The following is a 13,935-nucleotide window of genomic DNA, read 5'->3' on the forward strand; positions in this document are numbered from 1 at the left end:
AATCATTGCGCGCCAGAGCCACGCGTCACGGCCTGTTCGGCATGAAATTTGGCTATTACGTCGAGATTGGCGAACAGCGGCGTCCGCCGCTCGTAGTCCATCACCAAATTGTAGCCGGTGTCGGTGGATTCGATCCTCAACATTTCGGGCTTGATGACGGAAACATAGTCGATCTGGATGTGCCTGGAGAACAACGCGCGGATCTTGTCCTTCGAGGCGTTCGCCGATCCCGGATCACTGGCGATACTCGCCAATGCTTTCTTGACCGAATAGAACTCGGTATACATCGGAAACAATTTCATCCCGCAAAACAGGAAGAACATGACCACCGCAAGAGTGATCAGGAAGCCGAGCATGGTCATGCCACTTTGCTTGCGATTCATCGCGTCCCCCTAGCTGAGTTGTTTAGCTGAGTTGTTATGGAATCTTGGTACCGATCCGCGAGACATCCACCTTGTCCTCGGCGCTCCAGTCGAAGTTCATCCAGACCAGGAACGCTTTGCCGCGCAGGTTCGCCTCCGGCAGGAACCCCCAGAAGCGACTGTCCTCGCTATTGTCGCGATTGTCACCCATGACGAAATAATGCCCCGCCGGAACCGTCCAGTCACCCTCGCCCTGCCCTTGCGGGATAAACGGCAGGTCTTCGCGCTCCAGGACATAGTGCGGGCGTCCAGGCAGTCCCTCGGTCAACTTGGTCGCCCCGGTTTCGTTCACACCCTGGCCAACGCCTTGGTACGCCCCCTCGGGGCGGTAGGGCAATTCCCTGCCGTTCACCGTAACCTTGTTGTCGTGGTAACCGATGGTATCGCCGGGCAGGCCGATGACCCGCTTGATCCAGTCCTCGCGCGGGTGGTGCGGCGGGCGGAACACCACCACGTCGCCGCGCTGCGGCTCGCCGTTGTCCAGGAACTTCTTGTTGGTGATCGGCCAGCGCAGGCCGTAGGCGAATTTGTTGACCAGGATGAAATCGCCGATCAGCAGTGTGGGCATCATCGAACTGGACGGGATCCTGAACGGCTCGGCGACGAAGCTGCGCAGGCCCAGCACCAGCGCCAGGATCGGGAAGAAGGCCTTGGCATAGTCGACCACCACCGGCTCTTTCGCTTCCTCCAGCACCCCGGACTCGGCGGCGCGGCGTCTGGCGAAGAACAGTTTGTCCAGCAACCAGATCAGGCCACTGAGTGCGGTCAACGAGACCAGAATCGTTTCGAACCACACCATCATGCGACGTTCTCCGGAATGTGAACCGCGCTCACTTGCTGTCCATCTGCAACACGGCGAGGAAGGCTTCCTGCGGGATCTCAACACTTCCCACCTGCTTCATCCGCTTCTTGCCGGCCTTCTGCTTCTCCAGCAACTTTTTCTTGCGGGTGGCATCGCCACCGTAGCACTTGGCCAACACGTTCTTGCGCATTGCCTTGACCGTGGTGCGGGCGATGACCTGGCCACCGATGGCGGCCTGGATCGCCACGTCGAACATCTGCCGCGGGATCAGTTCCTTCATCTTCTCGGTCAACTCACGACCGCGCCGATCCGCGTGGCTGCGGTGCACGATGATGCTCAACGCATCCACCTTGTCGCCGTTGATCAGCGTATCCACGCGTACGAACGGGCCGGCCTCGAAGCGCAGGAAGTGGTAATCCAGCGAGGCGTAGCCGCGGCTCACCGACTTCAGCTTGTCGAAGAAATCCAGTACCACTTCGGCCATCGGCAGTTCGTAGCTGACCTGCACCTGGCTCGCCATGTAGGTGATCCCGACCTGCACGCCGCGCTTTTCCTCGCACAGCTTGATCACGTTGCCGATGTAGTCCGGCGGGGTGAGGATGTTGGCGCGGATGATCGGTTCGCGGATTTCGGCCACCATGTTCACCGGCGGCAGCTTGGCCGGGTTGTCCATCGGCACGATGGCGCCGTCGGTCTTCAGCACCTCGTAGATCACCGTGGGCGCAGTGCTGATGAGATTCAGGTCGTACTCGCGCTCCAGCCGTTCCTGCACGATTTCCATGTGCAGCATGCCGAGGAAGCCGCAGCGGAAGCCGAAGCCCATCGCTTCCGAACTTTCCGGCTCGAAGCGCAGCGCGGCATCGTTGAGGCGCAACTTGTCCAACGCCTCGCGCAGATCGGGGTAATCCTCGGCATCGACCGGGAACAGGCCGGCGAACACGCGCGGCTGCATTTCCTGGAAACCCGGCAGCGGGTTCGGCGCGGGATCGCCGGCCAGTGTCAGCGTGTCGCCCACCGGTGCACCGTGCACGTCCTTGATCGATGCATGCACCCAACCCACCTCGCCGGCACCGAGCTTCGTCAGCTCCTTGCGCTTGGGGGTGAACACGCCGACCTTGTCGACCTGGTGGGTGCGGCCGGTCGACATCACCAGCAGCTTGTCGCCGGGCTTGATCTCGCCCTGCATCACGCGGACCAGGCTGACCACGCCCAGGTAGTTGTCGAACCAGGAATCGATGATCAGCGCCTGCAGCTTGTCGGTGTCGCGCGGCTTGGGCGGCGGGATGCGCTGGACGATGGCTTCCAGCACGTCGCCGACGTTGAGGCCGGTCTTGGCGGAAATCGCCACCGCGTCGGCGGCGTCGATGCCGATCACGGCTTCGATTTCTTCCTTGACCTTGTCGATGTCGGCGGTGGGCAGGTCGATCTTGTTGAGGATCGGCACCACTTCCAGCCCCTGCTCCACTGCGGTGTAGCAGTTGGCGACGGACTGCGCTTCCACGCCTTGCGCTGCATCGACCACCAGCAATGCGCCTTCGCAGGCGGCCAGCGAACGCGACACTTCGTAGCTGAAGTCGACATGGCCGGGGGTGTCGATGAAGTTCAGCTGGTAGGTCACGCCATCCTTGGCCGTGTACGGCAGGGAGACGGACTGCGCCTTGATGGTGATGCCGCGTTCGCGCTCGATCGGGTTGGAGTCGAGCACCTGCGCTTCCATCTCGCGCGCCTGCAGGCCGCCGCAGAGCTGGATGATGCGGTCGGCCAGGGTCGACTTGCCGTGGTCGACGTGGGCGATGATGGAAAAATTGCGGATGAACCGCATGGCGTCGTGCTGCATGAACGTAGGGCTGCTTCTGGCGACGACGGCCGCGGGATCGCAGCCGCCTGCACGGGTATGTGCTGGGGTAAACGCCGAATTATCGCACAGCCCCGCCTGCGCCTTGCCCGGCGCAGGCGTTCGCGGGCTCATTCTCCCGCCGGATCCACGGTGATGTACTGGGTGCCGCCGCCACGACGGATCAGCAGCATGACCGCCTGGCCCGGCTTCAATCCGCGCAGTTGTCCGTTGAGCGCATTGGCGCTGCCGACGTCGTTGCGCCCCACCGCCAGCACCACGTCGCCCGGACGCAGGCCGGCTTCGCGCGCCGCCATGCCTTCCACCCGCGCGATCAGCACGCCTTCGCCCGCCTGCAGGCCCAGCCTGCTGCGCTGTTGTGCATCCAGGTCCTCGCCAACGATCCCGAGCGCATTGGCCTGCGCAGCCGCGGCCGGACGCGGGGCATCCTGATCGTCGCCCTGATCGGCGCTGGCGACGCGTTCGTCCAATGCATTGAGCGTGGCGGTCACGGTGCGCGGCTTGCCGTCACGGATCAATTCCACTGTCACCTTGGCGCCGGGCGCCATCGCGCCGACGATCGGCGGCAGATCGCTGGATTCGTGGATGGATTGCCCGTTAATGCTGCGGATCACGTCCTGGCGCAGGATGCCGGCGCGCGACGCCGGGCTGTTTGGCTGCACGTCGGCCACCAACGCACCATTGCCATCTGCGATACCGAGCAACTTGGCTTGTTCGCGGTCCATCGGTTGGATCACCACGCCCAGCTGCCCGCGGGTCACCTTGCCGGTTGCCTTCAACTGTTGCACCGCGTTCATCGCCACGTCGATCGGGATGGCGAAGCTCACCCCCATGTAGCCGCCGGAGTTGCTGAAGATCTGCGAATTGATGCCGACCACCTGGCCGCGCGTATCCAGCAGCGGGCCGCCGGAATTGCCGCGGTTGATCGCCACGTCGGTCTGGATGAAGGGCACGTAGCGCTGGTTTGCGTACGGGTTCGCGCGGCCGACCGCGCTGACGATGCCGGCGGTCACCGAGTGATCCAGGCCAAACGGCGAACCGATGGCGACCACCCACTGCCCGGATTTCAGGCTCTTGGAATCGCCGATGCGCAGCATGGGCAAGCCGGTTGCCGCGATCTTCAGCAGGGCCACGTCGGACTGTTCGTCGCTACCGACGACTTTCGCAGTGAACTCACGACGGTCGGACAATTTGATGCGCACTGTATCCGCGCCATCGATCACATGATGGTTGGTCAGTACATAACCATCGGCGGAAATAATGAACCCGGTTCCCTGCGACACGCCTCGCGGGCGGCTACCGCCATCGGGCGCACCCGGCATCGGCATGCCGTCCGGGCCGAAGAAACGGCGGAAGAATTCGGGGATCTGCTCCTCGTTCGGCATCTGCGGCTGCTGGCCGCGTTGCGCGGTCGCCGTGCGCGGCTTGCCGCCGACTTCGGCCTCCACGCTGACCACGGCGGGCCCGACCTGTTCCACCAGGCGCGTGAAGTCCGGCAGGCCAACGACCAACTCGGGCGCAGGTGCCACCGACTGGGCCTGTGCCTGGGCGGACGAATACCAGCCGACGCCACCGCTGATGGCCAGCGCCAACGCAGCCGACAACAACGCGGGACGAAGCATGGGGGTACGCAGGTTCACGGACATCGTGGACGAATCCTCGGTCTATGGGGTGTTCGGATTGGGGGTTGTTTGCCGCGCGTCGCTCAGGGCTGCAACTCGGCACTGGCAGGTTGCGGTTCGCGTGCAGCGTCACCGTCGGCCGCAGTGGCAGTGATCGGCGGCAGGTTGCCGATGCCGGCCTGCGACTGGAACGGGTTATAGGCGGTGGAGCCGCGTGAGTGATCGCCGAAGCCGACATTCAAGCCGCCGCTGGCGTATTGCGGCAGCACCGAGCGCGGCCACGGCCGGGTCACGATGTCGGGCTGCGGGATGTTGCTGCGACTGGCCAGCAGGCGCTCGTTGGCGTCCGCGACCTGCGTTCCGGCATCGATGCCGGGGGCCGCTGCTCGCACGCGCGGGGGCGTGCGGGCTTGTTCGCTATTGCGACCGCGCGCGGGCCGGGTGGTGCTCACGGCGGCAATCGCACCAGCTGTCGCCAGGGCCTGCGTCGCGTTGCCGGTGTCCGGTGCCGATGGAGCCTGGGGCGCAGGCGTAGCGGGAATCTCGAGCGCCGGCGCCGACGCAGAAGCAATCTGCACCGATGCCGAGGCTGCCGGCGCTTCGGTGACCGGCTGGCGCGTCATCAACGCCGCCACCGCGAGTGAAGCCGCCATCGCCGCCCCACCGCCCCAGCGTAGCCACGCGGGCGAACGCTTGCTGCCCGCTTGCTGCGCAACCGCCACATCGCCGTGCAGGGCCGCACTCACGCGCGAGGCGAAATCCGCAGGCAGCCGCTGCGCAGGCGCCAGGCCGCGCATCACTTCAGCGGACAGCCGCCATCGCTCCCAGCATTCGGCCAGCGGGGCATCGTGCTGCAGCCGGCGCAACAGGAAACGGGTCTGGTCCGGCGGCAAGGCGCCGTCCATCAGCGCGGACAGCTGTTCGCGGCTGCTGAGTTGGGTCAGGTCGTTGGCGGCGGATTCGGTATTCATGTCATGTGCTTTCATGCGTGCGAGCGCTTCGGCAGGTCGTCATGGTCGAGTAGCGGTTTCATGCGCGCGTCGATCGCCTCGCGGGCGCGGAAGATGCGCGAACGCACCGTCCCGATCGGGCAATCCATGCGTTCGGCGATCTCCTCGTAACTCATCCCTTCCACTTCGCGGAAGGTGATCGCATCGCGCAATTCCTGCGGCAGTTCTTCGACCGCGCGCAGCACCGTTTGTTCCAGCTGCTGGCGCATCAATTCGCGTTCGGGGGTGTCGTTGTCGCGCAAGCGCAGGCCGGATTCGAACTGCTCGGCGTCCTCGATCTCGATGTCGTCGGTCGGCGGCTTGCGGTTGTGCGAGACCAGGTGATTCTTCGCCGTATTCACCGCGATCCGGTGCAGCCAGGTGGAGAACTGCGCATCGCCACGAAAGCCGCCGATGGCGCGGTAAGCGCGGATGAAGGTGTCCTGCGCCACGTCCTGCACTTCCGCCCAGTCGTGGATGTAGCGGGAAATCAGCGCACCGACCCGATGCTGGTACTTGCGCACCAGCAGGTCGAAAGCGGCGATGTCCCCGCGCTGTACGCGGGCGACGAGATCCTGATCCAGCGCTTGCGACACGTCATCCTCGGCCATTGCGCCGGTGCCTCGCGAGTGGGCCCGTGCGTCCGGGCCTTGTGACAGTAGTGGCCGGGAAAAAGTTCCCGGGATGTGGGCGAGGAGCGTTTTTGGAGTGGTATTCAAATCGACCCGGGATAGGATACGGCCCTACCCCTACTGCTCCGGATGGTACGCGCATGGCCGCCACCCACACTGCACCCGGCTTCGATGGATTGCGCTTCGCCCACTGGCAAATCGAGCGTCGCGACGATGGCGTGTTGATACTGTCGTTCGACCGGGCGGAATCCTCGGTGAACACGTTCAGCCAGGACGTACTGCTGGAGCTCGAATCGATCCTGGAGCGCATCGCCATCGAGCCCCCGAAGGGCCTGGTGGTGCGTTCGGCCAAGGCGGCGTTCGCCGCCGGTGCCGACCTCAAGTCGCTGCAGGAACTGGACCGCCGCGGGCAAGTGGGCGATTTCATCCAGTTAGGCCAGCAAGTCTTCCAGCGCATCGCCGAACTGCCCTGCCCCACGGTCGCCGCGATCCACGGCTTCTGCATGGGCGGCGGCACCGAGATCTCGCTGGCCTGCCGTTACCGCGTGGCCGCCAGCGACGCGCGCATCGGCCTGCCCGAGATCAAGCTGGGCATCTTCCCCGGCTGGGGTGGCAGCGCGCGCCTGCCGCGCCTGGTCGGTGCGCCAGCCGCGTTCGACATGATGCTGACAGGACGCACGTTGTCGGCCTCGGCCGCACGCGGGATCGGCCTGGTCGACAAAGTGGTGGAACCCGCGCAGTTGCTGGATGCCGCCATCGAACTGCTCAAGCGCGGCGTGCAGCGCCCGTTCAAGCAGCGCTTCATGGGCTGGGCGACGAATACTTTCCTCGCGCGCAAACTCCTTGCGCCGATGCTGGTCAAGCAGGTCGCGCGCAAGGCACCGAAGGCGCATTACCCGGCACCGTATGCGCTGATTTCCGCATGGGAACGCAGCGGCGGCGCCGGCATCCAGGGCCGCATCGCCGCCGAAAAGAAGGCCGTGGTGAAACTGGCGGGTACGCCCACCGCGAAGAACCTGATCCGCGTGTTCTTCTTGCAGGAGCGCCTGAAGGGCATCGGCGGCAAGGACTCCGGCATCCGCAAGGTGCATGTGGTCGGCGCCGGCGTGATGGGCGGCGACATCGCCGCGTGGAGTGCCTACAAGGGCTTCGAAGTAACCCTGCAGGATCGCGAACAACGTTTCATCGATGGCGCGCTGACCCGCGCGCAGGAGCTGTTCACCAAGCGGGTGAAGGACGAGGCCAAGCGCCCGGCGGTGGCCGCACGCCTGAAGGGCGATCTTGCCGGCGATGGCGTGGCTGATGCCGACCTGGTCATCGAGGCGATCATCGAAAATCCCGAGGCCAAGCGCGAGCTGTACACCTCGGTCGAACCGCGCATGAAGGCCGACGCGCTGCTGACCACCAACACTTCGTCGATCCCGCTGGATGAACTGCGCGAGCACATCGCGCGCCCGGCGCAGTTCGCCGGCCTGCACTACTTCAACCCGGTGGCGCTGATGCCGCTGGTGGAGATCATCCACCACGACCGGATGGCGCCGGAAACGCAGCAACGCCTGGCCGCGTTCTGCAAGCAACTGGACAAGCTGCCGGTGCCGGTCGCCGGCACGCCCGGCTTCCTGGTCAACCGCGTGCTGTTCCCGTACATGCTGGAGGCGGTGACCGCGTTGTCCGAAGGCATCCCCGGCCCGGCCATCGACAAGGCCGCGGTGAAGTTCGGCATGCCGATGGGCCCGATCGAGCTGGTCGATACCGTGGGCCTGGACGTGGGTGCAGGCGTGGCGAAGGAACTCGCACCCTTCCTCGGCATCGAAGTGCCGGCGGCGCTAGGCACGGTGGAAGCCGGCAAGCGCGGCAAGAAGGACGGCCAGGGCCTGTACAAGTGGGTCGAAACCGAAAAGGGCAGCAAGCCGCAGAAGCCGGAACTGCCGAAGGACTACAAGGCGCCCGACGACCTCGAGGACCGCCTGATCCTGCCGATGCTCAACGAAGCCGTGGCCTGCCTGCACGATGGCGTGGTGGCCGATGCCGAACTGCTGGATGCCGGGGTGATCTTCGGCACCGGCTTCGCCCCGTTCCGCGGCGGTCCGATCCAGTACATCCGCGACACCGGCGCTGATGCGTTGTTGGGCAAGCTGAAGGCGCTGCAGGCCAAGCATGGCGACCGTTTCGCACCGCGTGCGGGTTGGGATAGTCCGCTGCTGCGCGCAGACGCCACATCGAACGCCTGATGCGAAGAAGCCCGGCAATGCCGGGCTTCTTTTTGTTCGATATGACCCGATGACTACATCGTCTGGGTCGGCTGCTCCGCGTTGAGCGTGCCGGCCAGCACAGTCTCGATCTTCGATTTCACCGCTTCGCCCTCGGCGGTGTCGGCGAACTGCACGCCGATCCCTGCGGCGCGGTTGCCTTGCGCCCCGGTCGGGGTGACCCAACACACCTTGCCTGCGACCGGCAGGCGTTCGGACGAATCCGGCAACGTCAGCAGCAGGAATACTTCATCGCCGATGAAGTAGCGTCGCGGTGTCGGCACGAAGATGCCGCCCTGCTTGATGTAGGGCATGTAGGCGTTGTACAGCGCAGCCTTGTCCTTCACCGCCAGCGACAGGATGCCCTGCCTTGCGCCGCCCGCTCCGGTTGCTCCACTCATGCGTCTGTCCCCTGTCCTTGCAGGCGCGTCATGCGCACCACCCCAACAACGTTTCGGTCACCGCCAAGTCCGCGCGCACCGTGCTGCGCAACAGGTCGCGCGTACGGTTGGCGGCATCGAAGCGCGCGGCCAGCGTGCGGGTTCGCGCCGGATCGGTCAAGCCCGCGGCTTCGTGCAATGCCAGCTCCGCCAAGTGACGTAGACGTTCTTCGGCGCGGCCATCGGCCACCCAGCGCTGTGCCAGTTCCGCCGGCGCGGCCTGCCCACGCTGCAATGACTGGACGTCCTGCGCGACTGCACGACGCAAGGCCAGGCCATCGCCGGACGCCCACGCATCGGCCAGACCGGGATGACCGCGCGCCGCGTCCAGCGCTTCTCGCGCAAACTCGCCACCATGCCCGCGCGCGGCCAGCCAGTGCAGCGCTTCGTCCTGCGGCGGCAGACGCAGTTCCAGACGCTGGCAGCGACTACGAATGGTTGCCGGCAGCCGTGCCGGATTCGCGGACAGCAGCCACAGATAACGGCTGGGCTGCGGCTCTTCCAGCGTCTTCAAGAGTGCGTTGAACGCGCTGTAATTGATCGCATCGGCGGGGTCGACGATCACCACCTGCGCGCCGCCAAGCTGTGGAGTCAGGGTCATCGCCTCGGACAATGCACGGATCTGTTCGATCACGATTTCCGCGCGCGGCTTGCCGGTCTTCTGGTTGATCTCGTAGCCGACGAATTCCAGGTCCGGATGCGCGCTATGCCCCCATGGGTGCGAGGGCGAACTGTCCGGCCGCGTTTCCAGCGGATCGTATTGCGAACGCGAGGCGAACAAGCTGCAGCTCTTGCAGGCGCCGCAGGCTTCGCCATCGCTGCGCGGCGACAGGCAGAGCACGCGCTGCGCCAGGTGCTCGGCCAGCACGCGCTTGCCCAACTGCGCAGGCCCGACGATCAGGGTCGCATGGCCGAAATGCCCGCCACCCAGCGCAGAAGCCGCGTGTTCGTAGGCGCGTTGCTGCCATGGCGCAAGCGCGGGCAACAGGCTCATTGCATCGCCTCGCGGTACGCCGCCAACGCCTGCAATGCCGCTTCGGCGACCCGCTCCGCATCAGGGCTGGCATCGAGCACGCGGATGCGCTGCGGGTGCCGCGCCGCACGCAGCAGGAACCCTTCGCGCACGCGCTCGAAAAACTCGTCGCGTTCGCGCTCGATGCGATCCGGCGACGAGCCACCAAGCAGGTCGCGTCCGCGCGTGCGTTCGCGGCCGTGGGCCACGCCGAGGTCAAGCAGCAGGGTCAGGCCGGGTTCGATGCCGACTACGCGCCGTTCCAGTTCTGCAATGAAGGCTGCGTCCAATCCACGCGCCGCACCTTGGTAGGCATAACTTGAATCGGTGAAGCGGTCGCTGATCACCCATGCACCGCGCTGCAGTGCCGGCAGCACCACTTCGCGCACGTGTTGCGCGCGCGAAGCGAACATCAGCAGTAGCTCGGTTTCGGGCGATGCCGGTTCGTGCGAGGGATCCAGCAACAGTTCGCGGATGCGCTCAGCGAGCGGCGTACCGCCGGGCTCGCGGGTGGAGACGACTTCGAAGCCGTCCTCTGCCAGCGCATCGCGCAATGCGCGCAACACCGTGCTCTTGCCGGCCCCTTCGCCGCCCTCGATGCTCAGCAGGCGCGGCTGCCGTTGCAACTCCGCCATCACTTCGGCACCGATTGCTGTTGCGCGCGGTAACGCTGCAGGTATTCACGCACCGCCGTGTTGTGATCGGTCAACGACTTGGTGAACACGTGGCGGCCACTGCCATCGCCCACGGCGACGAAGAACAGCGCATCGCCGGCTTCAGGATGGGTGGCGGCCTGCAATGCGGCCTTGCCCGGCATCGCGATGGGCGTCGGCGGCAGGCCGTCGCGGGTATAAGTGTTGTAAAGCGTGTCGCGGGTCAGGTCGCTGCGACGGATATTGCCGGCATAGGCCGCACCCATCCCGTAGATCACGGTGGGATCGGTTTGCAGGCGCATGCCGATCTTCAATCGGCGCGCAAATACACCAGCAATCGCGGGGCGTTCTTCGGCGATGCCGGTTTCCTTCTCGACGATGGACGCCAGCACCAGCGCCTCGTCCCTGGTCTTCAACGGCACATCACCCGCACGCGATGCCCAGGCCGCATCCAGCGCGTTGTCCATCGCGTCATGCGCGCGCTTGAGGATGTCGAGGTCGGAATCGCCGCGCACCCAGGCATAGGTCTCCGGCAGGAAGCGACCTTCCGGATGCTGACCGGCATGGCCCAGCGTCTTCATCAGCGCCGCGTCATCGAGCTTCGTGCTCTCTTGTTGCAGCGATTCCACCTTCGCCAACGCCGCGCGCAATTCGCGGATGTTCCAGCCTTCGACGATGGTGAACATGCGCCGCTCCACCTTGCCGTCGCGCATGGCCAGCAGCAACGAGCGCGGCGAAGCACCGGCTTCCAGCGCGTATTCGCCCACCTGCAGCTTTCCTGCCGCATCGAGCTCGCGCGCCAGCACCTGCCATTGCAGGCGATCGCCCGTCTCGACGCCTTCGGCATCGAGCTTGCGCAGCACGCTGGCCAGCGAATCGCCACGCTCGACTACCAGGCTGTCGCCGGCTTCGATCCCGGCCAGCGGTGCGTCGGCGAAGCCCTGGTAGCGCTGCCACAACCAGGCGCCCGTGGCCAGCGCAACGATCAACAGAAACAGGAAAGCGCGGCGGAAGAAACCGCCCGTCTTGCCGCGGCGGGAACGACGACTCATGCGCTGTGCCCCGCCATCGAAAACATCGGATACGCCATCGCCAACCCTTCCTGCAAATCAGCCACCGCCGGATGCCGCGCCCATGCGCGCGTGCCCAGCAACCCGACCGGCAGGATACCGCGCACGGCGTTGCAGAGCGCCAGCGCATCGGCCGATTCGATCTTGTCCGGTTGCAGCACCGCGATTTCCGCGAGCCCCTGCTCCAGCAACCAGCCGCGCAACACGCCGGCAACGCCACATGCGTCCACGGGAGGGGTCAACCAGCGTCCGTCGCACAGCGCCAGCAAGTTGGCCGCTGTCGCACTGATCGCGTTGCCCGCCACGTCTTGCATCAGGCCTTCGTCGCAGCCTACGGATTCGACCTTGGCACGCGCCAGCACCTGTTCCAGCCGATTGCAGTGCTTGATGCCGGCCAGCGCAGGCTGCAACGCCAGCCGCGTTTCGCACCAATGCAGGCGCAGGCCATTGGCTGGCGATGCGGGAAGCGGATGCAGCGACAGCACCCAAACCGGTTCGGCATCGACCGGCGGCGCATAGCCGCGCCCGCCTTCGCCACGGGTCAGCAACAGCTTCAACACACCCGCATCGCAACCGGTCGCGAGTTCAGCGACGCGTGCTTCGATGACATCGATCGACGGCGGCGCGATCCCGAGCCGCAGCGCCCCGTCGCACAAGCGCCTCAGGTGCCGCGGCCACAGCGGCACATCGCCGCGATGCACGCGCATGGTCTCGAACAGGCCATCGCCATAGGCAAGGCCACGATTGGCCGGGTCGATGCTGGCGATCTCGCGTTCGCCGCGGAAGATGCGAATGCTCATCCAGCCACTCCCAGTGCGCGCATCATGCCGCGTGCTTTCGCACGGGTTTCGTCGAGTTCGCGCTGCGGATCGGAATCGATCACGATGCCGGCACCGGTGCGAAAACGCAGCGTATCGCCTTGCATCTCAGCGCTGCGGATCAGGATATTGAGATCCATGTCGCCATCGCGATTCAGCCAGCCCATCGCGCCGGTATACGCGCCGCGGCCGATGCCTTCCAGCTCGGCGATGATCTGCATGCAGCGCACCTTCGGGCAACCGGTGATGGTGCCGCCGGGGAACACGGCCGCAATCACTTGCCCCGGCGTGGCGCCCCCCTGCAGCGTGCCGCGCACGTTGCTGACGATGTGGTGGACGTGCGCGTAGCTCTCCACCGTCATCAGTTCGTCGACCTCGACGCTGCCGGCCTCGCAGACGCGACCGAGGTCGTTGCGCTCCAGGTCGATCAGCATCACGTGTTCGGCGCGTTCCTTGGGATGGCCGACCAGTTCGCGGATGCGCTGTGCATCGTCATCGCCATCGAAACGCGGACGGGTGCCGGCGATGGGGCGAGTTTCGACCACGGGGCCCTGCATCGACACCAACCGTTCCGGCGAGGCACTGACCACGCTCCCCCTCGGCATATGGAAGATGCCGGCAAACGGCGCGGGATTGTTGCCGCGCAGGCGCTGGAACAACTCGGCAGGCTCCGGCGGAACACCAAAACGCGCCGTCCAGCCGCGCGACAGATTCACCTGGAACACGTCGCCCGCGGCAAGGTATTCCAGTACGCGCGCCACGCCATCCAGATAGCGCTGTGGCGCGTCTTCATCGATGGCAATGGGTGGCGTCCAATCCGGCAGCGGCGGCAACGCGCCGGCCATCTCGACATCGGTGAGGATGCGTTCGATCCACGCCTCCGCGCCAGCTTCGGCCACCGCGATGCATTCGCCAGTACCGTGATCGCGCAGCACCGCCGCCGGGCAACGCAGCGCGCATGCCACGGGCAAATCGCCTGCTGCCTGCGGCAATCGCAGCACCGGCTCAACCTGTTGTGCCAACTCGTAATCCAACAGCAAGGCCCAACCGCCACGGAACGGCGATGCGGCATCAGCATCGCGTGGCACGCGCTGCTGATGCCACTGCGCGTCCAGCACATCGAGGAAGCGGCCCTCGATGGATGCGCCATCCTGGTCGCGCACCACGCCATCGCGATACAGCGCGAAGTTTTCGCCATCGTGCACCAGCAGCATGTCCCAGCGACCGTGCGCACCGGTCGCGCTGGACTCCAGAAGCACCGGGTAGCGCGCCGGATCGAGGCGATGCAGGTCGAGCAGGTCGAAATCGGCGCGGAGGGTTCGGGTGATCATCGGCAAAGAGCACCCCACCCCAACCCTCCCCTGCTACGCA

The 13,935-nt window shown here is 65.7% G+C and carries 13 protein-coding genes; 1 reads left to right on the forward strand and 12 read right to left on the reverse strand.

What is annotated here, in order from left to right:
• Positions 1-2: 2 nt before the first annotated feature.
• From G7079_RS09670 to rpoE, 6 genes are all read right to left on the reverse strand, one after another.
• On the reverse strand, positions 3-383 hold the full coding sequence (locus G7079_RS09670) for a DUF4845 domain-containing protein (RefSeq protein WP_166057109.1): 381 nt from the start codon (positions 381-383) through the stop codon (positions 3-5).
• Between the two features lie 34 nt (positions 384-417).
• Complete coding sequence (lepB, locus tag G7079_RS09675; protein WP_166057910.1) at positions 418-1,221, reverse strand: signal peptidase I; 804 nt, start codon at positions 1,219-1,221, stop codon at positions 418-420.
• Between the two features lie 31 nt (positions 1,222-1,252).
• The gene (gene lepA / locus G7079_RS09680; RefSeq protein WP_166057110.1) at positions 1,253-3,046 is read right to left on the reverse strand and encodes a translation elongation factor 4; all 1,794 of its coding nucleotides are present in this window, start codon (positions 3,044-3,046) and stop codon (positions 1,253-1,255) included.
• 143 nt (positions 3,047-3,189) lie between these two features.
• Positions 3,190-4,725 carry a DegQ family serine endoprotease gene (locus G7079_RS09685; protein ID WP_166057111.1) on the reverse strand — a complete coding sequence of 512 codons (1,536 nt, stop codon included), beginning with the start codon at positions 4,723-4,725 and terminating at the stop codon, positions 3,190-3,192.
• A 59-nt stretch (positions 4,726-4,784) separates the two neighbouring features.
• Positions 4,785-5,687, reverse strand: coding sequence for a sigma-E factor negative regulatory protein (locus tag G7079_RS09690; RefSeq protein WP_166057112.1), 903 nt, complete (start codon positions 5,685-5,687; stop codon positions 4,785-4,787).
• Positions 5,684-6,301 (reverse strand): RNA polymerase sigma factor RpoE, encoded by a 618-nt coding sequence (gene rpoE, locus G7079_RS09695; RefSeq protein ID WP_166057113.1) that lies wholly within the window; start codon positions 6,299-6,301, stop codon positions 5,684-5,686. The genes G7079_RS09690 and rpoE overlap by 4 nt, the downstream gene beginning before the upstream one ends.
• A 161-nt stretch (positions 6,302-6,462) precedes the next feature.
• Between rpoE and G7079_RS09700 the strand changes: the two genes are divergently transcribed.
• Positions 6,463-8,553, forward strand: coding sequence for a 3-hydroxyacyl-CoA dehydrogenase NAD-binding domain-containing protein (locus tag G7079_RS09700; RefSeq protein WP_166057114.1), 2,091 nt, complete (start codon positions 6,463-6,465; stop codon positions 8,551-8,553).
• A gap of 53 nt (positions 8,554-8,606) precedes the next feature.
• Here the strand turns inward: G7079_RS09700 and G7079_RS09705 are convergent, their stop codons facing one another.
• The 6 genes from G7079_RS09705 to G7079_RS09730 are packed head-to-tail and all read right to left on the reverse strand — an operon-like array spanning position 8,607 to position 13,895.
• The gene (locus G7079_RS09705) at positions 8,607-8,972 is read right to left on the reverse strand and encodes a PilZ domain-containing protein (RefSeq protein WP_166057115.1); all 366 of its coding nucleotides are present in this window, start codon (positions 8,970-8,972) and stop codon (positions 8,607-8,609) included.
• A 28-nt stretch (positions 8,973-9,000) separates the two neighbouring features.
• Complete coding sequence (locus tag G7079_RS09710) at positions 9,001-9,999, reverse strand: DNA polymerase III subunit delta' (protein WP_166057911.1); 999 nt, start codon at positions 9,997-9,999, stop codon at positions 9,001-9,003.
• A gap of 2 nt (positions 10,000-10,001) precedes the next feature.
• Positions 10,002-10,658 (reverse strand): dTMP kinase, encoded by a 657-nt coding sequence (gene tmk / locus G7079_RS09715; RefSeq protein ID WP_166057116.1) that lies wholly within the window; start codon positions 10,656-10,658, stop codon positions 10,002-10,004.
• Entirely contained in the window at positions 10,658-11,728 is a 1,071-nt protein-coding gene (mltG, locus tag G7079_RS09720) for an endolytic transglycosylase MltG (protein WP_166057117.1), read from the reverse strand. Before mltG ends, tmk begins: the two co-directional genes overlap by 1 nt.
• Positions 11,725-12,546 (reverse strand): aminodeoxychorismate lyase, encoded by an 822-nt coding sequence (gene pabC / locus G7079_RS09725; RefSeq protein WP_166057118.1) that lies wholly within the window; start codon positions 12,544-12,546, stop codon positions 11,725-11,727. Before pabC ends, mltG begins: the two co-directional genes overlap by 4 nt.
• The gene (locus tag G7079_RS09730; protein WP_166057119.1) at positions 12,543-13,895 is read right to left on the reverse strand and encodes an aminodeoxychorismate synthase component I; all 1,353 of its coding nucleotides are present in this window, start codon (positions 13,893-13,895) and stop codon (positions 12,543-12,545) included. Before G7079_RS09730 ends, pabC begins: the two co-directional genes overlap by 4 nt.
• Positions 13,896-13,935 lie beyond the last annotated feature (40 nt).

This window comes from Thermomonas sp. HDW16 (assembly GCF_011302915.1).
GTDB lineage: Bacteria > Pseudomonadota > Gammaproteobacteria > Xanthomonadales > Xanthomonadaceae > Thermomonas.

What these genes read in the sequence shown, in the direction of transcription:
- G7079_RS09670 (WP_166057109.1), bottom strand. Translation starts at nt 383, where the DNA reads ATGAATCGCAAGCAAAGTGGCATGACCATGCTCGGCTTCCTGATCACT.
- lepB (WP_166057910.1), bottom strand. Translation starts at nt 1,221, where the DNA reads ATGGTGTGGTTCGAAACGATTCTGGTCTCGTTGACCGCACTCAGTGGC.
- lepA (WP_166057110.1), bottom strand. Translation starts at nt 3,046, where the DNA reads ATGCGGTTCATCCGCAATTTTTCCATCATCGCCCACGTCGACCACGGC.
- G7079_RS09685 (WP_166057111.1), bottom strand. Translation starts at nt 4,725, where the DNA reads ATGTCCGTGAACCTGCGTACCCCCATGCTTCGTCCCGCGTTGTTGTCG.
- G7079_RS09690 (WP_166057112.1), bottom strand. Translation starts at nt 5,687, where the DNA reads ATGAAAGCACATGACATGAATACCGAATCCGCCGCCAACGACCTGACC.
- rpoE (WP_166057113.1), bottom strand. Translation starts at nt 6,301, where the DNA reads ATGGCCGAGGATGACGTGTCGCAAGCGCTGGATCAGGATCTCGTCGCC.
- G7079_RS09700 (WP_166057114.1), top strand. Translation starts at nt 6,463, where the DNA reads ATGGCCGCCACCCACACTGCACCCGGCTTCGATGGATTGCGCTTCGCC.
- G7079_RS09705 (WP_166057115.1), bottom strand. Translation starts at nt 8,972, where the DNA reads ATGAGTGGAGCAACCGGAGCGGGCGGCGCAAGGCAGGGCATCCTGTCG.
- tmk (WP_166057116.1), bottom strand. Translation starts at nt 10,658, where the DNA reads ATGGCGGAGTTGCAACGGCAGCCGCGCCTGCTGAGCATCGAGGGCGGC.
- mltG (WP_166057117.1), bottom strand. Translation starts at nt 11,728, where the DNA reads ATGAGTCGTCGTTCCCGCCGCGGCAAGACGGGCGGTTTCTTCCGCCGC.
- pabC (WP_166057118.1), bottom strand. Translation starts at nt 12,546, where the DNA reads ATGAGCATTCGCATCTTCCGCGGCGAACGCGAGATCGCCAGCATCGAC.
- G7079_RS09730 (WP_166057119.1), bottom strand. Translation starts at nt 13,895, where the DNA reads ATGATCACCCGAACCCTCCGCGCCGATTTCGACCTGCTCGACCTGCAT.